Raw genomic sequence first — 20,608 nt, 5'->3', positions numbered from 1 at the left:
CATACGGAGCGCCGAGGGCCGGGGGGCACGATGCAGACCGAGCTGAACAAGGTGATCGCGGCGCTCCGGGACTTCTACGCCCACGAAGGATTCCTGTTCGAAAAGGACATCGGCGAGCGCGCGATCACGCATCGCTTCGCCGTGCATCTGGAGAAGCAGTTCGCCGGCTGGTCAGTCGATTGCAACTACGACCGGCTCGGCGAACGCACGCTGCATCTGCCGCACGGCACCATCGTCTCGACCGACGACCATCTGGACAAGTCGATCTATCCCGATGTCGTCGTGCATCAGCGCGAGATCCCGAACAATTTGCTTAGCGTCGAGATCCGCAAGGCGAGTAATCACACGTCGGTGACGCACGACCAGCACAAGCTGCGGGCGCTGACCGATCCGCATGTCTGGTTCGCCTGTTGGATCGGCGTGCTGCTGGTGCTGGACAAGCACCATGTGACGATGTCGGAGGTCTATGTCGGCGGCCTCGTCGATGAGCCGCTCTCGCGCTGGTTCGCGTCGCGCCTCGCGGAGCTCGGCCTCGGCGCCGCGCGTTAGGGCGTGTACTTCTAAAGGTCAGATGTCGAGGACAAAGCGGAAGTCGCTCCGCTTGGCCAACAGCGAGGGCTTGTGACCCGAAGCCGTCGTTAACGAAACAGCGGAGCGTGTCCGCTTCGCGTCACAAGAGTCCGGCGTTAACCACCGTCAACGGGTTCCAGTCTGAGCGGGATCGCTTCGAAGTTTCTTAAATGTTGCCGGGTACCTCTCTTGGGCATGGTGACCTGGGGAAAGACATGAGCAAGCGGGCCAAACGTGGAAAGGCGAAGACGTTCGCACTACCGATGGCCGCGAGAGTTGCAGTTGGCGTCGTGGCCGTCGCCGCGTTGGGGTACGGTTTGCTGTCTCGCCCGGCGAGCGTGCAACCGATAGGGAAGCCGTCCGCACCCCAAGCCATGGCATCGTCATCCCCGGTTTACGTGGCAACTCCGGTTCATGCATCGGCGCCAGCTCCGGCTCCGATTCCGGCCCCGGCCCCGGCGCCGCTGGTCGAACCGCCAAAAGCCGCTGACGGTCCCGGCGCACTTGTCCGGCAGGTGGTTGACTACGCCAGCCACCAGACACCGGGCACTGTGATCATCGATACCCAAAACACATTCCTCTATTTCGTTCTGAACGACAGGCAGGCGATGCGCTACGGCATCGGTGTTGGCCGCGAAGGTTTCGCATGGTCCGGTGAGCAGACTGTGGCTCGCAAAGCAGAATGGCCGGATTGGCGCCCGCCTGCGGAGATGGTCTCGCGTCAGCCTTATCTGCCGCGTTTCATGGCAGGCGGTCCCGGCAACCCGCTCGGCGCCCGGGCGATGTATCTGGGCGAGACCGAATATAGAATTCACGGCACCAACAAGCCCGATACGATCGGGAAGCGGGTTTCGTCCGGCTGTATCCGGCTGACCAATGAGGACGTCGAGGACCTCTATGAGCGGGTGAAAGTCGGAGCGAAAGTGATCGTGCTTCCGGCAACCGCTGCCCGTCGGCCATCCCAGGGAGCGCCGCCTGACGCCGCTTCCCGATCGCCGGACCCGGCATCGCCGTCGAACCGGCCCTCGGCAGCCAACGCGCAGATGCTGTCATCCGGACCGAAGATCGCCGAGGCCCAGTAGCTCAGTCCTCCGTCCTCGGTCTGCAACTGAAGACAGGGAGGCAATTCAAGTCGCCGCTTTTTAGTCAGCTTCTGGACCGATAGCGGACGCTTTGCAGCACTCGGCCCCGACGGCCGCTTTTGACCCATAGGCGACATGCCGAAGTCCTGAGTGATCAGCATCACAGATCCAATACTTGCCTTTCGGCAGGCTCCGCATACGCTGCGCACGTGATGTTCGGGGCTGTGATGGGCGCATTTCGCTGGTTTTCATTGCTATTTGTCGTTTGGCTAATCTGCGGTTCGGCGCACGCCGAGCGTCGGGTCGCGCTCGTTATTGGCAATTCGGCCTACAAGAGCGTGCCGAGGCTTACGAACCCGGTTAATGATGCCACGCTGATCGGTGGCATGTTCAAGAAGGCCGGATTCGACCAGGTCGACATCAAGCTCGATCTCAATGCCGCCGAGATGCGCCGCGCGCTCCGCGACTTCGGCGGCAGGGCGCGTGAGACCGATGTGGCCGTCGTCTATTATGCCGGTCATGGCATCGAGCTCGACGGCACCAATTATCTGATCCCCACCGATGCCACGCTCGAGACGGACAGCGATGTCCTCGACGAGACGCTGCCGCTGGACCGCGCTCTGTTCGCGGTCGAGCCGGCCAAGCAGCTCCGCCTGGTCATCCTCGATGCCTGCCGCGATAACCCGTTCGCCAAAACCATGAAGCGGACGATTGCCGCGCGCGCCATCGGCCGCGGCCTTGCCAAGGTCGAGCCGACCAGCCCGAACACCATGATCGCCTTCGCGGCGAAAGCCGGCTCGACGGCCTCAGACGGGGACTCCAGAAACAGCCCATTTGCGGCAGCCCTGGTCGAGCGCCTCCCAACGCCGGGGCTCGACCTGCGTAAAGCTTTCGGCTTCGTCCGCGACGACGTCCTCAAGAACACCGGCTACAAGCAGGAGCCGTATGTCTATGGCTCGCTGGGTGGTGACGACGTTTCCCTCGTGCCTGCGGAGCCGGCGGCCACAGGACCGCAGGCGAGCCCTGATGATGCAATCCGCAGGGGCTACGAACTCGCACTTCAGGCGGGCGACCGTGACGCATGGGAGGCGTTTCTCAGGGCCTTCCCGAACGGCTTTTATGCCGACTTGGCAAAGGTGCAGCTCAAGAAAATTGCCGCCGAGGAAACACGCGCTGCGGCCGCCGACAAGGCTCGACAGGCCGAAGAGGAGAAAACCCGGCTCGCGGCCGACCGTGCCAAAAAGGTCGAGCAGGAAAAGGCAGCGGTAGCCGCCAAGGCCGCCGAGGATGCCCGTCTGGGCGCTGAGAGGGCTAAGCAGATCGAGGAGGCAAAAGCCGCCGCCGCTGAGCAGCGAAGAAAGGAGGCCGAGGCCGCCGTTGCCAAAGCGCTCGCCGAGAAGCAAGCGGCCGACAAGGCGGCGGCCGAGGCAACCGCCAAGCAGGCTGGCGAGAAACAAATCGCCGCCAACACCGAGCAAAAGGTCGCGGCCGTAGTGCCCTCTTCGACCCCGCCGGCGATGTCGCCCCAGGAAACGACGAAGCTGGTGCAGTCAGAACTCCGCCGCGTCGGTTGTCTGACAAGCTCGGCGGACGGCGACTGGAGTGCGGCGTCACAACGCTCGCTGACGCTGTTCAACAAATACGCCGGCACCAAGTTCGACGCCAAGCTCGCGAGCTTCGATGCGCTGGATGCAATCAAGGCGAAGCCGGGTCGCGTCTGCCCGCTGGTCTGCGACCACGGTTTCAGGGCCGACGGCGATGCCTGCGTGAAGATCACCTGCCGCGCGGGCTATCGCGTCAATGACGACAATGAATGCGAGAAGCTGCAGGACAAGAAGCCGGTCGCGACGCGGGATGAGGCAATCAAACGTGATGAGCAGCGGAAGCGGACAGAAACAGCGCCAGCCAAGCCACAAGCGTCTGGTCAGATGATTTGCAATGGTGCGGGATGCAGGCCCGTGGGCAAAGGCTGTCGGATAGCGAGTGGATACAGCCCAGGCAACGGATCGGGTATCCTCATTCAACGCGAGGTGTGCGACTGACCATCGCGCCGGCCGCGTTCGTCGGCATGCAAACGCCTTGCTTAGGAGTGATCCCTGTGACAGATCGGCGGCTTGCCTTCCGCAAGGCTCTGGATACTCTGATCACATTATGATTTTGGGCTGCAATGGGCGTGATGGTGGGCGGTCACGGATTCGAACCGCCGACCCTCTCGGTGTAAACGAGCGCTGAGCAGACATCACTGTTCCGCTGCGCACCTCTCTCGGGGCCGACGAAGCGATGGAATAAGCGGAATGTCAGCTATTGGCCCTTAGCCGAAGGTCGATTGAGCGCGTGTCATGTCGGATGTCGGGGGCAAACCGGACGCCGATCTTACTTGGCGTCCACCGCTGCTTTTGACCCGTTGCGGACCTAGATCGATCTGAAAGCTCTTTCAGGCCGGTTGTGTGGTGCGAGCATTAACGGCTAACGGGGATGAGTGTCACCCTCATGCTTCGGCACTGCGCGAAACGTGGCGTTCGCCCGAGCGATTACACTGTCGTCGGCCTTGATTAGACTTTGCGCGAAGCAGATCGTTCTGCCGGTTTTGATCACCTCACTGTCCACGGTGAGCCATTGCCCGATCTGCGCGATGCCGGTGAAGTCGACCACAAGAGTGATCGTCGCCAGCGACGATGCCCAGCCAATCGCCTGCGCGCAGCTATAGCCCATCGCGTTGTCAGCTAGCGCGGAGATCAGCCCGCCATGAACGTTGCCACGTGCATTGGTGTGCGGCTTGGCCAGCCGTAATCCGATGATCACGGCTTTGTCCGTCTGCTTCGAATAGAGCGGTTCCCAAGGATCGGTGAAAGGGCTCTTACGGAAGTGCGGTTCGAAACCTTCGGGGATACCGGTGCTGTTCATGGTCATGCGCGAGCTCCTTTCTTGGCGAAAACCTGTGCCATTCGCTGACGATCCGCAAGAAACAATCGTACCCGTGGTTCGGCATCCAAGTGCCGCCCAAGAAAGGTGGTTTCCACTGCCGACGAGGTGATCAAACAAAGCGTAGCTCGCTGCGGTGCATAAGTCCGGAATTGGCCCAAGGCGGAACTGGTGGCGTGTCGGTCTCGATGTCGCCTTCTGAGAGCAAACCGGACGTGACGAGTTTATGAGGACACGCCCGAGAGCTGACTGATCTTCAGCTCACTCGATGCGCGTTAGGAATCCGGTCGCTTCTCCCCGTCGCGTGCGATGACAAAAGGCCGCTCGCGTGATGCGGGCGGCCCTCGCGTCATCGTCCGCGTAGGCTCAGTGCAGCGGATCGCCCTGGCCGAGTGCGTAGGCAACGATGTCCTTCAGCGCGAAGCCGGAGCCGGTCACCGGCGTCCATTGCGGGTCCTGCGACAGCACCGAGGAATTGTCGCCGAACATCATGCCCAGGAACACCTCGGCGACGATGCGACCGCCCACGGGGCCGAGCTGCGGCGTCTTGACGGTGCCGGGGCCGCCCGTGACGGGGATCGGGACGTCGGCCGGGGACTGCCGCGCCTCGGCGAGGATGTAGGTCCAGAGCGGGCAATTGCCGGCGAACACGCCGTTCGCGATGTCAGCGATCTTGGTTTGTGGATCGCCTGCGCCGGGCTCGTCCACGGCCTTGCCGATGATGATCTGATCGTCCGTCAGCGGCGTCAAATTCATCGCCCTGGCGACCGCCTGGCCCGAGGGCAGGCCGAGCCGCCAGCTGCGTTCGAGATTGCGCAGCGCCAGCGAGGACGGATTCGACGCGACTTCCGGCGGCAATTTGCGCAGCGGATCCACCAGCGAGGCATCGATGCGATAGGCGAACTGAAGTCGCTTCTTGTTGTCGGGATTGGTGTCGTCGTCCTCGACGCCGTAAGGGCGCGTGTCCAGATCGATGAAGCGGCCCCAGTCCATGGCGCGGCCCGGGCCCATGGCGCGGAAGCCGGTCAGCGCGTTCGTGTCGGGATTGTGGGGGTCGGGGAAGATCTGCAATAGCATATTGCCCGCATCGTTCAGCCGATAGCCGGGGCGGATCATGGAGTGGCCGAGACGGTAGGCCGCAACCGAGAACTCGACCGGCATGAACGGATAGGTCTTCCAGTGATAGTGGGCGAGCTTGCTGCGGTCGTATTGGCCCGCGGTCTTCAGCTCATCCAGCACGTCGGCCGTGACGATGCGCGGCAGGAAGTCGTTCAGCACGACGTACTGATAGTGGAAGCGGACGCGCTGCTGCACCTCTTCGAACGACAGGCTGTCATTGTCGTCGACCATGCGGTTGTGAAAGCGCAGCATCAGGGCCTGGAACTGCGAGACGATGCTGTTCTCGTCGTTGCGGGGATCGCCGATCAGGGCGCGGCCCTTGAAGCGCGGCAGGTCGCTGGCATCGGGCACGCCCGCGCCGGTCAGCTTCTCGCCGAGGCGGAACTTGATGCCGTCGTACATGTAGGGCTGGTCGTTCGGACCGCGGCCGTAGAGATTGTCCAGATCGAGCGCCGGCGTGCGGAAGTCGACGAGCCCGTCGGGATCCTGCTGCTTGGTCAGCGAACTGACGGGATCGAACGTGATGTCGTGGTCGATGAACTGGCCGAAATAGGTGTAGAGCGCGGGAATGCCGCTCTCCTCCGCGTCCGGTCCGTCCTTCGGCCCATCGAAATCGGCGACCATCTTGTCGGCCAGCGCCGAAAGGTTCGCGACATTGTCGGCGTCGTTGTGGCCGAATTTCGCCGGGGCGAGCTTGCGGAACATGCGGCCGAAGCGGCCTTGCGAAAGCGACGAACGCGTTGCGTTCAGGCCGCGCGGAGTAATGCTGTGGCGGCTGCTCATAAATGACCTCCCTGGAAAATCACGATGGAAACAAATCGAGCTGAAGTTGTTCGCGCTGGAATATGCAGGCTAGGCTAGACCACGCCCGCCGAAAGCGAGATAGATCACAATTGTCAGGCATCGACGATTTTTGGGGGGAGGGAGCGTTGCGGACAAGCTGCGGCAGGGCTTTGCAAATTTTTCCCAAAACGATGACGGATAACATTCTCGTCATCGACGGGCGCAAGCTGCTTGGCGCAACGTCGGTTCGCCGGGCCATCGGCGCAGTGGACCGTCTTCTCGTAAAATTGTGGCGGCGCGCGCGCGTCATGCGCGCACGCCGCAAATTCGTCAGTAATAGCGCTGCTGCGAGAACGCGTAGCGCGGGTTGACGCCGCAATAGGCCGACGTGCCGGAGGCGGTGGCTTGGCACTGCTGATAGGTCGCGAACTGGCAGTTGCCGGGATAGCCCCAGATGCGGCCTTGCAGGCAATATCTGTCGTTGGCGGCGTGGGCCTGGGCCGCCGGGAATGTCGCGGCAATCAAGGCCACGAACGATGCGAGAGTGAGGATGGTGCGACGCATTTCAGTCTCCCTTTGGGAACGGTTGGATGTGGAACACCAGCTCGAACCGCGTGTTCCGGGACTTGCCCGACACTTTGTCGTGCTTGTCTTGGTGTCCGCAGTGGGCGCTGCGTTCGACGTGCGTCTATGATGAGGCAAGCCGCGGCGAGTAATGTGATCTCGGCCACAGTTCGCGGCCGGGTTCCGGCCTACCGTCGGCGGACGTGCCCACGTTGCTCCCGGAGGCGTACGCTTTGCCTCATTCGGGTCAGTTATTTTGGAGGTTCTGATGCAAAGGTCATATTTGCTGGCTGCGACAGCAGCGCTGGCGCTTCTCATGCAAACGCCGCTCGCGCTGGCGCAGAGCGCTCCAGCCGCCGGCGGGACCCCGGCGCCTGCGGCGACGACCGCCGCCCCGGCCGCGACGACGACAACGCCGAGCGCGACCACCGACACGCCAGGCCAGCCGTCCGACTCCAAGAAGAGCGCATCGAAGAAGCCGGCGAAGAAGAGGATGACGCGGCAGCAGGAGATCGATCATTCGGTCGACACCGGCACGGTGCCCGCGCGCTATCGCAGCTCGGTGCCCAGGCAGTACCAGCAATATATTCCGTTCGAGAAGCAGTGATGGATCGCACGGCGGCGCGGCGTAATTGGACGCGCGCGCCGCCGGTGCAACACGGAGGCGCCCTGGCCAGCGGGAGGCGGACCATACATACGTTGTGGCGATCTGCCGGAGCAGTGCTAGAGTAGGCCAAAGCCGGGGGACGTAATGAGTGACGACGTGAAGGATGCTGGCCTTGTGGCCATGATCAGCAGCATCCTGGGAGGCAACAAGCGCGCAGACGTCGTCGCACCGCCGCCGCTCACCGAGGGTCCACCGACAGCGCCGACGAATGGATTTGAGCCGGTCGAGGCGTCCATCCCCGAAGCGGCACCGGCCAAGCCCGACAATGCGTCCAATGCCGAGCCTGCGGGCGCCAAGCCGGCCGAACCGCCCGCAAAAATCGCCACGACACCGGATGGCAAGCGATTGCTGCCCGCGGAAGCGATTGCCGATCTCGTGCTCGGCGAGCTGCGCAAGCTGGACGACTTTCCCGCGTCCGGCGTCTCGGTCACGGTCTACGGATACCGGCATTGGAACGCGATGATCACCTTCGCGCCATTCTCGACCACGTTCCAGAACGCGACGCGGTTCCGCCAGGCCATGCCGGACCTCGTCTTCAAGCTGCGCCGTTTCGTCCAGCTTGAGATATAGTCCGGGCAATCGCCCGTGAGGTGCGGACGCGCGATCCCCGGGGATTGCGGCGCGAGCGCACCGCCGTTAGCCAAAACAGTACGACAGGATTTACGAATTGAGCGTCGCCTTTACCAAGGAAGAAAGCGCCGAAACCGCGTCCGAGACGCTGTTGCCGGATCGGCCGATCTCGCCTCATCCGAACCTCGTGACCGAAGCGGGCTTGCAGGCCTTGCAGACGCAGCTTCAAGAGGCGCGCGAGGCCTATGAGGCCGCGCAAGCCATCGACGACGTCAACGAGAAGCGCCGGCAGTCCGCGGTCCCCCTGCGCGACGCGCGCTATCTGACGGAACGGCTGCGCACCGCGCAGGTCATTCCCACCCCGGCCTCGACCGACACCGTCGCCTTCGGCAGCACGGTGACTTTCAGCCGCCCTGACGGCCGCGTGCAGACCTATCGCATCGTCGGCGAGGACGAAGCCGATCCGAAGGCCGGCTCGATCTCGTTCGTCTCGCCGGTCGCGAGGTCGCTGATCGGGAAGGCGGTGGGAGACGTCGTGGGAGCGGGCGCGCAGGAGATCGAGATTCTGTCGATCGGATCGTGCTGATATCGATGGTCTGTGCTGTGCCCGCGCAACAAAGCCCGATGGTTGGATGAGACGGTTTTTGTCGGGAGCGTTGCCGTTCTACGCGCTGGCTGGACTAGCCATGTGCATGTACCTCGTCCTGTACAAGACCGATCTCTTCGACTTGAACGCCATCGTCGAGGGGGCGACCGGGTCACCGTGGTTTCCGGTCTTCATGTTCGTCTGCGTGCTGCTGGAGTCGGTCTTCCCGTATTTTGGCTATTTTCCCGGGACCGCCCTCATCCTGATGTCCGTGGCGCTCAATCCGAAGCCTGCGGATGTCTCCGTCTTTATCGTGGCGTGGCTGGCCATCATCGTGGGTGCCGTCCTGAGTTACGGACAGGCTCGTTTTTTCAGACCGCTGTTGCAGCGGGTTGCCTCAAAAGCGGCACTGCGTCGGTGTGAGTCCCTGCTCGACGCCTACGGTCCCTACGCGCGCGTTGCCTTGTTCGTTCACCCCAACGCGTGCGCGATGTATTTCACGGCACTCGGACTGCTCGGCCGTAACCTGACGCGAGAGATCGTCCATCTTTGCGTGGGTGCAGCGGCCTCCGTGGGCGTTCTGTTCGTCGTCGTGACCAGACTTGTATCGTCGGTAGGCGCCACCGATGATGGCGAATTGCAGCTGCTGCTGGCGGCAGCGCTGGTCGCCATCGGGACCCTCGTCGGCCTCTACGCGGCCTTGCGGCCGGCTCGGGCCGCTTGAAGCTTGCGTGCGCGTGAACCGGCGCGGTCTCGTCCCTTGCTCCGTCATGGCAATGACGGGCTCAGGAACTCTCTCCTCGAATGCTGCCATCATGCCCCTGTCTTGCCCGACGGAGCAAGTCGATTCGGAAAAGGCGTAACCCATTGATCCGACTGATGTCGGCTACTGTGCATGGGGTTGTTTTCGACGTTTTTGATTTGGGCGGGGGACGACAGCCGCCAGGCGTCGGGGATCGTCAGCAACCGGCAGGGTTCAGGAGGATGGATGGTGGGCGCACAAGGGATCGAACCTTGGACCTCTCCCGTGTGAAGGGAACGCTCTCCCGCTGAGCTATGCGCCCGGGACCATCATGCCGACGGCCGGACTTTCGGCCGGCCGGCGCATCAGAGCCCGCGATTTAGAAGTGCGGGCCGAGGGTGTCAAGTTTCGAGGCGTCCTCCGGCCCGAAAACCTTTCGTAGATCACGCAATCCAGCGGTGAAGCCGGGTTTCGGCCCGCTTACGCACCCTGCTGGCGGGCGCGAGAGGCGTGGGCCTGGAGCGCGCGGATACGCTCGGCCAGTGTTCCGCCGCCCTCGGGCAGGGTGCCAGCGGCCGCGCCGTTGCTGGCGGCGTCGTTGGCCGGGCGCGGCGCCGGCTTCGGCGGCTGGCCGGCCTCGGCCGCAAGCAGCGCCTCGATCGGCGAGTTCGGGCCTTCGAGCTGCATCGCCAGCTTTGCGACCTCGGCGGCGATGTCGTTGATGCGCTCGCGCAGCAGCGCGTTCTCCATGCGCTCGGTCGCCCAGGAGCTCTCCGCCTGCTGCTGGATCGCGTTGATGTCGCGCTGGAGCTTGGCGCGCTCGTCGCGCGCGGTGCGGAGCTGCTCCTCCAGCGCGGCCTTTTCCGCGCGCAGCTGCTCCACGGCGGCCGACGATTTGCCGCCGCTCAAGGCGGCGATCTCGACGCGGAGCTCCTTGATGGTGCGCTCGGAGCCCTCGCTGGCCTGGCGGAGCTGGTTGTTCTCGTAGTCGCGCTCGGCGAGCAGCTTGCCTTGCGTGGCGAGGCGTCCCTCGAGGTCGGCGACGCGGCCCGAGAGCATCTCGGCCTCCTTCACCTGCACGATGAGCTGGCGATCGAGCTCGTTGACGCGCTGGCTCAGATTCTCGACGCGGCCGCGTGCATCGCCGAGCTCGCGCGAGGCGGTCTCGGATTCGGTTCGCTCCTGCGTCAGCCGCGCCTGCGTTGCGGCAAACTCCTTCTCGGCATCGCCGACGCGGTTCTTCAATTCCTCGATCTGCGCGCGCACCGCGACCAGCTCGACCTGGCGGCTCTCCGCCATCATCGAGCGGTTGGACAGTTCGGAGTTGATCTTTGCCAGCTCGTTTTGCTTGTCGGTCAGCGCATTCTCGGCGCCGCGCAATGCTTCGGTCTTGGCGCTGAATTCCTCTTCGGTGGCGCGGAGCTGCTCCTTCACCGCCTTCTCGCGCGCCTCCAGCGCGAAGATCGTGGCGTTCTTCTCGCCGAGCTCGATCTTCATGCGGTTGATGGCATCGCTCTTCTTGCCGAGCTCGGCGAGCTGGCTCGTGGTCTTGTTCTTGAGCTGGTCGACGCTCATCTCGAGCCGGCGCGCCGACATGGCGAATTCGGCGCGGAGCTGGTCCTTGTCGGCCTGGATCTCGGCCATCGACAGCGGGGTGGCGGCCTCGAGCCGGCGCGTGGTCAGGCGCACCGCGCGGTTATGCACCAGCGGCACGATGGCAAGCCCGCACAGCATCGCGAGCAGGAAACCGATCGCCAGGTACATGATCGGTTCGACCATGGGCCAGAACTCCCAAAGCTAAGGAAAAATTTACCAACGACAATGCATGGCGGGCCGGCAAAAAGCCAGCCCCGCCCTGTTGTTAACGTGAATCCGGAATTGGACCGGTGGAAGGAGTCCTAGAACGGGTTCCAGGTCGCGCGCGGCGTGTACTTCAGGTAGCCGATATTGGCTCCCAGCCGCAGGCCGAGTCCGGAGCGGATCGGCACCAGCACGATGTTGTTGGCGGTGAGCGCCGTCATGCCGAAGCCGCCGATGATATAGGCCGAGCCGTCGAGGCCGGCGAAGCGCTGGTAGATCGCGTTGGTGGCGGGCAGGTTGTAGACCAGCGTCATGGTGCGCGCGCCGTCGCCGCCCCAGTCGAAGCCGAGCGAGGGGCCCTGCCAGTAGACGCGCAGGTCGCCGGCGTTCTTGGTGTAGAGCGTGCCTTCGCCATAGCGCAGGCCGGCGACGAACGCGCCGGAGCCTTCCTCACCCAGGATATAGCCGTTCGGCAGGCCCCATTGGCTGACCGCCTTCTCGATGATCGAGGCGAGCCCGCGCGAGACGTTGCCGAAGAAGCGGTGGCCGGCGGTCACGAGCTCGTCCGGCCCATAGGTGCTGGGCGTCGGGGTCCGCTGCGGCGGCGGCAGGTTGGGCGGCGGCGCCTGCTGGGCGGAGGCCGGCACGATCCAGCCGACCATCGCGGCGAGCGCGAGCGCAGCAAGGCGTGATGCGAAAGTCATAAAAGAACCCCTGGTATCGAATCCGATCGCTTCCTTAACCTGACGCCAACAGGCACGGCTCTAGGTTGCACCGGATGTCCCCTCGACTCGGATGTTATCCGCAGCAACTATGACGGCACAACGGCAGGAAGATAGCCCTTTGCGCCCCGGAATTGCCTTGATCGGCCGCCTCGTCTGCCTGCTGGCGGGCATTTGGATGGCCTGCGCATGGTTGCCCGCCCAGGCTGCCACCACCGAACGGATCGTCGTCAACCGCTTCAGCGGCGTCGCCATCGAGGGCTTCGATCCCGTCGCCTATTTCGTCGATGGCAGCGCCGTGCAGGGGACAGCTGAGTTCGAAGCGAACCTCTGGGGTGCGGTCTGGCGCTTCCGGAACGAGGGCAACCGGGCCTCCTTCCTGGCCCATCCCGAGATCTATGGGCCGCAGTTCGGCGGCTATGACCCTGCCGACATCGCCCGCGGCGTCACCATCGCCGGCAACCCCCGCTTCTTCGCGATCGTGGCGCAGCGACTTTACCTGTTCAGCCGGGAGGCCAATCGCGACGCCTTCGCCGCCAATCCGGAGCGCTTCCTCTACGAAGTCGGCAAGCGCTGGCCGGCGCTTCAGGAGCAGCTCAGTCAGTAGCGGTCTACCGCCTGCGGGTCGCCCCAGGCGATGAACTCCGGGATGATGAAGCCGGTGTCCTGCCGCTGGCCGAACAGGATCTCGCCGCCCTTGCCGTCGGTGACCTTGCCGCCGGCCGCGGTTACGACCGCGCAGCCGGCCCCGACATCCCACTCCGAAGTGGGCCCGAAGCGGGGATAGATGTCGGCGCTGCCTTCCGCGATCCGGCCGAATTTCACGGCCGAGCCGACCGTCCTTCTGACGGCATTGGGCCTGTTGTCGATGAACGCTTCGCTTTTGGGATCGCCGTGCGAGCGGCTCACCGCCGCGACCCAGGGCTCGCCCGGCGCCGGCAGCTTGCGGGTATGGACCGGCTCGGCGGCACCGATGGTAGCGCCGTCAAATCTGACGCGCTCGGCGCCGCGGCCGACGATGCCGCGCCAGAGCAGCCCGAGTGCGGGTGCGCTGACGATGCCGAGCAGCGGCACCCCCTGAGTGACGAGGGCGAGGTTGACGGTGAACTCATCGCGGCCGGCCACGAACTCCTTGGTACCGTCGAGCGGATCGATCAGGAAGAAGCTGTCGCGGAACGGCGGAGCGGCGAGCTGGGTCCGTTCCTCCGACAGCGTCGGGATGTCGCCTGCGAGCTGCGCCAGGCCGTCCGCAATGACGCGGTCGGCGGCAAGGTCGGCCTCGGTCACCGGCGAGCCGTCCTGCTTGCCGTCGACCCGCATCGCCGCGCGGTTGACCGCGAGGATCGCTTCGCCCGCCTTCACCACCAGCGCGGTGAGCGGCTCCATCAGGTCGGATGCGGCCGCGCCGTCGATGATCCGCTTCACCTGCATGCCTCATTCATCGGCAATTCCGTTCCTGCTCGACTGATTCGCCCTGGCTTTATGGCCGCCCCGAACCGATCGCAAGCTAGCTGCCGCAGGCTTGCGAATGTTAGAACCCGCAGCATCCGTCAAGCATGCGTGATTCGCGGCGTCCAGCGCCGTGCAATTCCAGGAACCCTCCAGGACCCCATTATATGTCTGACGCCTCGTCGCCCGCGACCGTTACTGCTCCCGATATGCTCGAACTCGCCGCGCTGCTGTGCTCGCGGGTCTGCCACGATCTCATCAGCCCCGTCGGCGCCATCGTCAACGGGCTCGAAGTGCTCGATGACGATCCCAAGCCCGAGGACCGCGAGTTCGCGCTCGACCTGATTCGCAAGAGCGCCAAGACGGCCTCCGCCCGCCTCCAGTTCTGCCGTCTCGCCTTCGGCGCCGCCGGCTCCTCCGGCGCCCAGATCGACCTCGGCGATGCCCAGACCATGGCGCGCGGCCACATCGAGGACGGCAAGTGCACGATCACGTGGAATCTGCCGCGGCTGCTGCTGCCGAAGAATCGCGTCAAGCTGCTGCTCAACATGCTGGTCGTGGCCCAGCATACGATCCCGCGCGGCGGTACGCTGACGATCGATCCGGTCGGCGAGGGCGAGACGATGAGCTTTCGCATCACCGCGACCGGACACAACGCGCGCCTGCCGCAGAACATCGCCGAGCTCCTGAGCGGCGAGCGCGGGCCCGCTGCGGATGCGCACGCGATCCAGCCTTATTATACGCGGCTGCTCGCGCAGGCCTGCGGGCTCACCGTGACGCTGGCACCGGAAGGCGCGGCCATCATCGTTACCGCTTCGTAAACGCGCGCATCGCTCTCAAGACGTTAATCGAATCTTTACGAGGCGCTTCGGCTTGTCCGGAGCGCCTTATCTCTTTGTTGGTTCCGTTCTTTTCCACATACTCAACCATTATTAAACGCTTTGCGGTGAAGCTGGCCCCATTCCGAAATGGCGCATCACGCCTCGTGCGCGCCCTCCCTGTATGAAGGCCTGTTTTCATGGATGATCTGTTGCGGGAGTTCTTGACGGAGACCAGCGAGAGCCTGGACACCGTCGACAATCAGCTGGTGAAGTTCGAGCAGGAGCCGAACAACGCCAAGATCCTGGATAACATCTTCCGCCTGGTCCACACCATCAAGGGGACGTGCGGCTTCCTCGGCCTGCCGCGACTGGAAGCGCTGGCGCATGCCGGCGAGACGCTGATGGGCAAGTTCCGTGACGGCATGCCGGTGACGGGGCAGGCGGTGACGGTGATCCTGTCCTCGATCGACCGGATCAAGGAGATCCTCGCCGGCCTCGAGGCGACCGAAGCCGAGCCGGAGGGCACCGACCGCGATCTCATCGACAAGCTGGAAGCGATGGTCGAGCAGGGCATGGCGGCAATGGCGGCTGGCAGCGCCGCTCCCGTTGCTGACGCCCCGCCGCTGGTGCCGGAAGCTCCGGCCGCCGCTGCGCCGGCCAAGGACATGACCACGGGTTCACTGATCGATCAGACCCTGGAGCGCCCGCTGCGCCCGGGCGAGGTGTCGCTGGACGAGCTCGAGCGCGCCTTCCGCGAAACCGCGATCGAAGCCCCAATCCCCGCACCCGTTGCCAAGGCCGAGGTCAAGGCTGAGCCCGCGCCGGCTCCGGCCCCTGTTGCCAAAGAGGCTGCCAAGGAAGCTGCCAAGCCTGCCGCCAAGGAGAAGGCCGCGCCGAAGAAGTCGATGGCCGACGAGGGCGCCTCCGAGGGCGACCGCATCGCCAACCAGTCGATCCGCGTCAACGTGGATACGCTGGAGCATCTGATGACCATGGTCTCCGAGCTGGTCTTGACCCGCAACCAGCTGCTGGAGATCTCCCGCCGCAACGAGGACACCGAGTTCAAGGTGCCGTTGCAGCGCCTCTCCAACGTCACCGCCGAACTGCAGGAAGGCGTCATGAAGACGCGCATGCAGCCGATCGGCAATGCCTGGCAGAAGCTGCCCCGCATCGTCCGCGACCTGTCGAGCGAACTCGGCAAGCAGATCGAGCTGGAGATGCACGGCGCCGACACCGAGCTCGACCGCCAGGTGCTCGACCTGATCAAGGACCCGCTCACCCACATGGTGCGCAACTCCGCCGACCATGGCCTGGAGACCCCCACCGAGCGGCTCGCGGCCGGCAAGGGCGAGCAGGGCACCATCCGCCTCTCCGCCTATCACGAGGGCGGCCACATCATCATCTGCATCGCCGACAACGGCCGCGGCCTCAACACCGAGAGGATCAAGGCCAAGGCGATCTCCTCGGGTCTCGTCACCGAGGCCGAGCTCGAGAAGATGAGCGAAGCCCAGATCCACAAGTTCATCTTCGCGCCGGGCTTCTCGACCGCGGCCGCCATCACCTCGGTGTCGGGCCGCGGCGTCGGCATGGACGTGGTGCGCACCAATATCGACCAGATCGGCGGCACCATCGACATCAAGTCGGTGGCCGGCGAGGGCTCGAGCGTCACCATCAAGATCCCGCTGACCTTGGCCATCGTCTCCGCGCTGATCGTGGAAGCCGCCGGCGACCGCTTTGCGATCCCGCAGCTCTCCGTCGTCGAGCTGGTCCGGGCCCGCGCCAACAGCGAGCACCGCATCGAGCGCATCAAGGACACCGCCGTCCTGCGCCTGCGCAACAAGCTCTTACCGCTGATCCATTTGAAGAAGCTGCTCAAGATCGACGACGGCGCGGCCAGCGATCCCGAGAACGGTTTTATCGTGGTGACGCAGGTCGGCAGCCAGACCTTCGGCATCGTCGTCGACGGCGTCTTCCACACCGAAGAAATCGTGGTGAAGCCGATGTCGACGAAGCTGCGTCACATCGACATGTTCTCCGGCAACACCATCCTGGGCGATGGCGCCGTCATCATGATCATCGACCCCAACGGCATTGCCAAGGCGCTGGGTGCCGCCGGCTCCTCGGCCCATGACATGGGCGACGAGAACGGGGCGCATCACATCGGAAGTGGCGAGCAGACCACTTCGCTGCTGGTGTTCCGCGCCGGCTCGTCCCAGCCCAAGGCGGTCCCGCTCGGGCTCGTTACGCGCCTGGAAGAGCTCCCCGCCGACAAGATCGAGTTCAGCAACGGCCGCTACATGGTGCAGTACCGCGAGCAGCTGATGCCGCTCGTCGCCATGGAGAGCGTCACCGTTGCGAGCCAAGGCGCCCAGCCGATCCTGGTGTTCGCCGACGACGGCCGCTCCATGGGCCTCGTCGTCGACGAGATCATCGACATCGTCGAGGAGCGCCTCAACATCGAGGTCGGCGGCTCCAGCCAGGGCATCCTGGGCTCGGCCGTGATCAAGGGGCAGGCCACCGAGGTGATTGACGTCGGCCACTTCCTGCCGATGGCGTTCGCCGACTGGTTCACCCGCAAGGAGATGAAGCCGTCGATGCACTCGCAGTCGGTGCTGCTGGTCGACGACTCCGCGTTCTTCCGCAACATGCTGGCGCCGGTCCTGAAAGCGGCCGGCTACCGCGTCCGCACCGCGCCGACCGCGCAGGAGGGCCTGGCCGCGCTGCGCGCCCAGAGCTTCGACGTGGTCCTGACCGACATCGAGATGCCCGACATGAACGGGTTCGAGTTCGCCGAGGTGATCCGCTCCGACAACAATCTCGGCGCAATGCCGATCATCGGCCTGTCCGCGCTGGTGTCGCCGGCGGCGATCGAGCGCGGCCGTCAGGCCGGCTTCCACGACTATGTCGCCAAGTTCGACCGTCCCGGTCTGATCGCGGCGCTGAAGGAGCAGACCGCGGGCGCCGCCGGCGCCTCCGAGCTGAGCCGGGCAGCGGCGTAAGAGCATGATCCGGAAAAGTGTGAAGCGGTTTTCCGACGAGATCATGCTCAAAACGAAAAAGCGGGATCAGGAGATACGCTGATGGCCAACAAGACCCAGTCCACCGAAGGCGCCATGGTCGAATACGTCACCGCGATGATCGGCGGCCAGCTGTTCGGCCTGCCGATCTCCCGCGTCCAGGACGTGTTCATGCCCGAGCGCGTCACCCGCGTTCCGCTGTCCTCCCGCGAGATCGCCGGCGTCCTCAACCTGCGCGGCCGCATCGTCACCGTGGTCGACATGCGCGCCCGTCTCGGCCTGCCGAGGCCCGAGGACGGCAAGGTGCCGATGGCGGTCGGTGTCGACCTGCGCGGCGAATCCTATGGCCTGCTGATCGACCAGATCGGCGAGGTGCTGCGCCTGCCCGAGGACGGCAAGGAAGAGAACCCCGTCAACCTCGACCCCCGCATGGCCAAGCTCGCCGGCGGTGTCCACCGCCTCGACGGCCAGCTCATGGTCGTCCTCGACGTCGATCGCGTCCTCGAGCTCGCGCCCGAGATGATGGCGGCCTGATACGGCGGCACTGCCGCCGACGGACTTGCAATTGGAAGTGTCCCCGCGAAGGGGACAGGAAGCAGAGGTTCACATGCGCACTTGTCTCGTCGTTGATGATTCCAGCGTCATCCGCAAGGTCGCGCGCCGCATCCTGGAGGGCCTCGACTTCCAGATCCTCGAAGCCGAGGACGGTGAGAAGGCGCTGGAGGCCTGCAAGCGCGGCTTGCCCGACGCGGTGCTGCTGGACTGGAACATGCCTGTCATGGACGGCTACGAGTTCCTCGGCCATCTCCGGCGCATGCCCGGCGGCGACCAGCCCAAGGTGGTCTTCTGCACCACCGAGAACGACGTTGCGCACATCGCGCGTGCGCTTCATGCCGGCGCCAACGAGTACATCATGAAGCCCTTCGACAAGGACATCGTGACGGCGAAGTTCCAGGAAGTCGGCCTGATCTGAGCGACCGTCCGGAGGCTGAACGGCTCCTTCGGCGTTTGTCTTCAACTGAACCGTTTCAGTCTGAGTTGGTGAGTAATGAGTGTTGCGTTCGCAGGTAATTCGACCTCGGGTTCGTCGCGTGAAGCGGGACCGCTGCGGGTGATGATCGTCGATGACTCCGTCGTCATCCGCGGTCTGATCTCGCGCTGGGTCGGTGCCGAGCACGACATGGAGGTCGCAGCCTCGCTGCGTACCGGGCTCGAGGCGGTCAACCAGCTCGAACGCATCAACCCTGATGTTGCCGTGCTCGACATCGAAATGCCCGAGCTCGACGGCATCTCGGCGCTGCCGCAATTGCTGGCGAAGAAGCGCGATCTCGTCATCATCATGGCCTCGACGCTGACGCGCCGCAACGCGGAGATCAGCTTCAAGGCGCTGTCGCTCGGCGCGGCCGACTACATTCCGAAGCCGGAATCGACGCGCGAAGCGTCGGCCGCGGACACCTTCCATCACGACCTGATCCAGAAGATCCGTCACCTCGGTGCACGGCTGCGCCGGAAGGCCGCGGTTGCGAGCCCGCCGCTGGCGCCCGCGAGCCCCCCGCCGGCTGCGCGTGCACCGTTTGTCGCGCGGCCCGCCGCACCGGCTCCGGCCGCCAATGCCCTGTCGTCGGGGGCGCTGTCCACGCGCCCGTTCTCGACCCTGGCACCCAAGGTGCTGCTGATCGGCTCCTCGACCGGCGGACCGCAGGCGCTGATGGCCCTCGTCACCGAGCTCGGCCCGGTGATCGACCGCTTCCCGGTGCTGATCACCCAGCACATGCCGCCGACCTTCACCACCATTCTTGCCGAGCATCTGGCGCGTTCGAGCCGGCGGCCGGCAGCCGAGGCGGTCGACGGCGAGCCGGTGAAGCCGGGTCGGATCTATCTCGCGCCCGGCGGCAAGCACATGCGCGTGGTGCGCAGCGGTGCGGACGTGGCGATCGCGCTCGACGACGGCCCCGCCGTCAATTTCTGCAAGCCCGCGGTCGATCCGCTCTTCACCTCCGCCATCGACATCTGGCACGGCGCCATCCTCTCCGTGATCCTGACGGGCATGGGCTCGGACGGCATGCGCGGCGGCAAGGACATCGTGGCTGCCGGCGGCAGCGTCATCGCCCAGGATGAAGCCTCCAGCGTCGTCTGGGGCATGCCGGGCGCGGCGGCCAATGCCGGCATCTGCGCGGCGATCCTGCCGCTCAACCAGATCGGCGCCAAGGTCAACCGCCTGTTCGCGGGAGACCGCTCGTGACGCCGGTTGACTACGAGTATCTGCGCAAGTTCCTGAAAGAGCGATCCGGCCTCGATCTCTCCGCCGACAAGCAGTATCTGGTCGAGAACCGGCTGCTGCCGCTCGCCCGCAAGGCGAGCCTGCCAGGCATCCCCGATCTCGTGCTGAAGATCAGGAACGGCGATGGCCGGCTTGCGACCGACGTGGTCGAAGCGATGACCACCAACGAGACCTTCTTCTACCGCGACAAGATTCCGTTCGATCATCTGCGCGAGACCATCCTGCCGGGCCTGATCCAGGCGCGCGCTGCGCGCAAGTCGCTGCGCATCTGGTCGGCGGCGTCGTCGACGGGGCAGGAGCCCTATTCGATCGCGATGTGCGTGAAGGAGATGGGCGCGGCCCTGGCCGGCTGGCGCGTCGAGATCGTCGCGACCGACCTGTCGCAGGAGGTGCTGGAGAAATCCAAGGCCGGCGTCTACAGCCAGTTCGAGGTGCAGCGCGGCCTGCCGATCCAGCACCTGATGAAGTATTTCACGCAAGTCGGCGAACTCTGGCAGCTCAATGCCGACATTCGCGCGATGGTGCAGTTCCGCCAGCTCAATCTGTTGCAGGACTTTTCCCATCTCGGCACGTTCGACGTGATCTTCTGCCGCAACGTGTTGATCTATTTCGACCAGGATACCAAGGCGGTGATCTTCGAGCGCATGGCGAAGGGGCTGGAAGCCGACGGCACGCTGCTGCTTGGCGCCGCCGAATCCGTCGTCGGCATCACCGATGCGTTCCGTCCCATCACTGAGCGCCGCGGTCTCTATCAGCTCAACCCGGCGCGCTCCGGCCGCCCCATGGGCGGACTGATGCCGCAGCCGCTGAAGATCGCCGCGGCGCGGTGATTGCCGAATGACAGGCGCTCTGAGAGAGCGCCGTCGTTGCGAACGATCGACAACATCTGACGAGATATCTTCCGTCATTGTGC

The 20,608-nt window shown here is 64.8% G+C and carries 20 protein-coding genes and 1 tRNA gene; 14 read left to right on the top strand and 7 right to left on the bottom strand.

Annotated elements, in window-relative coordinates:
- The first annotated feature begins 30 nt into the window (after positions 1–30).
- From EI171_RS37320 to EI171_RS37310, 3 genes are all read left to right on the top strand, one after another.
- Positions 31–549: a hypothetical protein gene (locus EI171_RS37320; RefSeq protein WP_161536244.1), complete on the top strand. Its 519-nt coding sequence runs from the start codon at positions 31–33 to the stop codon at positions 547–549.
- A gap of 236 nt (positions 550–785) precedes the next feature.
- A complete protein-coding gene (locus EI171_RS37315; protein WP_161536243.1) occupies positions 786–1,652 on the top strand; it encodes a L,D-transpeptidase in 867 nt (288 codons plus the stop codon).
- 227 nt (positions 1,653–1,879) lie between these two features.
- On the top strand, positions 1,880–3,694 hold the full coding sequence (locus EI171_RS37310; RefSeq protein ID WP_161536242.1) for a caspase family protein: 1,815 nt from the start codon (positions 1,880–1,882) through the stop codon (positions 3,692–3,694).
- 424 nt (positions 3,695–4,118) lie between these two features.
- Here EI171_RS37310 and EI171_RS37305 read toward each other — a convergent pair whose 3' ends face one another.
- The 3 genes from EI171_RS37305 to EI171_RS37295 form a co-directional block, all read right to left on the bottom strand.
- Positions 4,119–4,556, bottom strand: a complete 438-nt coding sequence (locus EI171_RS37305) for a PaaI family thioesterase (protein ID WP_060912627.1) — start codon at positions 4,554–4,556, stop codon at positions 4,119–4,121.
- 384 nt (positions 4,557–4,940) lie between these two features.
- Positions 4,941–6,476 (bottom strand): heme peroxidase family protein, encoded by a 1,536-nt coding sequence (locus EI171_RS37300; RefSeq protein ID WP_161536241.1) that lies wholly within the window; start codon positions 6,474–6,476, stop codon positions 4,941–4,943.
- A gap of 330 nt (positions 6,477–6,806) precedes the next feature.
- On the bottom strand, positions 6,807–7,040 hold the full coding sequence (locus EI171_RS37295) for a DUF3551 domain-containing protein (protein ID WP_060910666.1): 234 nt from the start codon (positions 7,038–7,040) through the stop codon (positions 6,807–6,809).
- Between the two features lie 268 nt (positions 7,041–7,308).
- Between EI171_RS37295 and EI171_RS37290 the strand changes: the two genes are divergently transcribed.
- From EI171_RS37290 to EI171_RS37275, 4 genes are all read left to right on the top strand, one after another.
- The gene (locus EI171_RS37290) at positions 7,309–7,647 is read left to right on the top strand and encodes a hypothetical protein (RefSeq protein WP_161536240.1); all 339 of its coding nucleotides are present in this window, start codon (positions 7,309–7,311) and stop codon (positions 7,645–7,647) included.
- Between the two features lie 144 nt (positions 7,648–7,791).
- Positions 7,792–8,277 carry a hypothetical protein gene (locus EI171_RS37285; RefSeq protein ID WP_011089960.1) on the top strand — a complete coding sequence of 162 codons (486 nt, stop codon included), beginning with the start codon at positions 7,792–7,794 and terminating at the stop codon, positions 8,275–8,277.
- A gap of 97 nt (positions 8,278–8,374) precedes the next feature.
- Positions 8,375–8,863 (top strand): transcription elongation factor GreA, encoded by a 489-nt coding sequence (gene greA / locus EI171_RS37280; RefSeq protein ID WP_060910668.1) that lies wholly within the window; start codon positions 8,375–8,377, stop codon positions 8,861–8,863.
- 46 nt (positions 8,864–8,909) lie between these two features.
- A complete protein-coding gene (locus tag EI171_RS37275) occupies positions 8,910–9,587 on the top strand; it encodes a hypothetical protein (protein ID WP_011089958.1) in 678 nt (225 codons plus the stop codon).
- A 265-nt stretch (positions 9,588–9,852) separates the two neighbouring features.
- Here EI171_RS37275 and EI171_RS37270 read toward each other — a convergent pair.
- From EI171_RS37270 to EI171_RS37260, 3 genes are all read right to left on the bottom strand, one after another.
- Positions 9,853–9,927, bottom strand: a tRNA-Val gene (locus EI171_RS37270).
- Positions 9,928–10,085: 158 nt separating this feature from the next.
- Complete coding sequence (locus EI171_RS37265) at positions 10,086–11,384, bottom strand: hypothetical protein (RefSeq protein ID WP_161536239.1); 1,299 nt, start codon at positions 11,382–11,384, stop codon at positions 10,086–10,088.
- Positions 11,385–11,503: 119 nt separating this feature from the next.
- A complete protein-coding gene (locus EI171_RS37260) occupies positions 11,504–12,109 on the bottom strand; it encodes a DUF1134 domain-containing protein (RefSeq protein WP_018646986.1) in 606 nt (201 codons plus the stop codon).
- Positions 12,110–12,248: 139 nt separating this feature from the next.
- On the opposite strand from EI171_RS37260, the gene EI171_RS37255 reads away from it, so the two are divergent.
- A complete protein-coding gene (locus EI171_RS37255) occupies positions 12,249–12,734 on the top strand; it encodes a YHS domain-containing (seleno)protein (RefSeq protein ID WP_028176025.1) in 486 nt (161 codons plus the stop codon).
- Here the strand turns inward: EI171_RS37255 and EI171_RS37250 are convergent.
- Positions 12,728–13,558 carry a 3'(2'),5'-bisphosphate nucleotidase CysQ gene (locus EI171_RS37250; protein ID WP_082756024.1) on the bottom strand — a complete coding sequence of 277 codons (831 nt, stop codon included), beginning with the start codon at positions 13,556–13,558 and terminating at the stop codon, positions 12,728–12,730. The two genes, EI171_RS37255 and EI171_RS37250, sit on opposite strands and share 7 nt — an antisense overlap.
- Before the next feature lie 185 nt (positions 13,559–13,743).
- Here EI171_RS37250 and chpT point away from each other — a divergent pair, with 185 nt between their 5' ends.
- The 6 genes from chpT (at position 13,744) to EI171_RS37220 (ending at position 20,525) form a co-directional block, all read left to right on the top strand.
- Positions 13,744–14,397, top strand: a complete 654-nt coding sequence (gene chpT, locus EI171_RS37245) for a histidine phosphotransferase ChpT (protein ID WP_028176023.1) — start codon at positions 13,744–13,746, stop codon at positions 14,395–14,397.
- 197 nt (positions 14,398–14,594) lie between these two features.
- Positions 14,595–17,396: a hybrid sensor histidine kinase/response regulator gene (locus tag EI171_RS37240; protein ID WP_161536238.1), complete on the top strand. Its 2,802-nt coding sequence runs from the start codon at positions 14,595–14,597 to the stop codon at positions 17,394–17,396.
- Positions 17,397–17,477: 81 nt separating this feature from the next.
- Positions 17,478–17,948, top strand: coding sequence for a chemotaxis protein CheW (locus EI171_RS37235; RefSeq protein WP_011084983.1), 471 nt, complete (start codon positions 17,478–17,480; stop codon positions 17,946–17,948).
- A 73-nt stretch (positions 17,949–18,021) separates the two neighbouring features.
- Positions 18,022–18,387 carry a PleD family two-component system response regulator gene (locus EI171_RS37230; RefSeq protein WP_007600538.1) on the top strand — a complete coding sequence of 122 codons (366 nt, stop codon included), beginning with the start codon at positions 18,022–18,024 and terminating at the stop codon, positions 18,385–18,387.
- A gap of 75 nt (positions 18,388–18,462) precedes the next feature.
- A complete protein-coding gene (locus EI171_RS37225) occupies positions 18,463–19,656 on the top strand; it encodes a chemotaxis response regulator protein-glutamate methylesterase (protein ID WP_161536237.1) in 1,194 nt (397 codons plus the stop codon).
- Positions 19,653–20,525, top strand: coding sequence for a protein-glutamate O-methyltransferase CheR (locus tag EI171_RS37220; protein ID WP_161536236.1), 873 nt, complete (start codon positions 19,653–19,655; stop codon positions 20,523–20,525). Before EI171_RS37225 ends, EI171_RS37220 begins: the two co-directional genes overlap by 4 nt.
- Positions 20,526–20,608 lie beyond the last annotated feature (83 nt).

The sequence above is a fragment of the Bradyrhizobium sp. LCT2 genome (genome assembly GCF_009931255.1).
Classification (GTDB): domain Bacteria; phylum Pseudomonadota; class Alphaproteobacteria; order Rhizobiales; family Xanthobacteraceae; genus Bradyrhizobium; species Bradyrhizobium diazoefficiens.
This window is presented reverse-complemented; position numbering and strand designations above follow the sequence as displayed.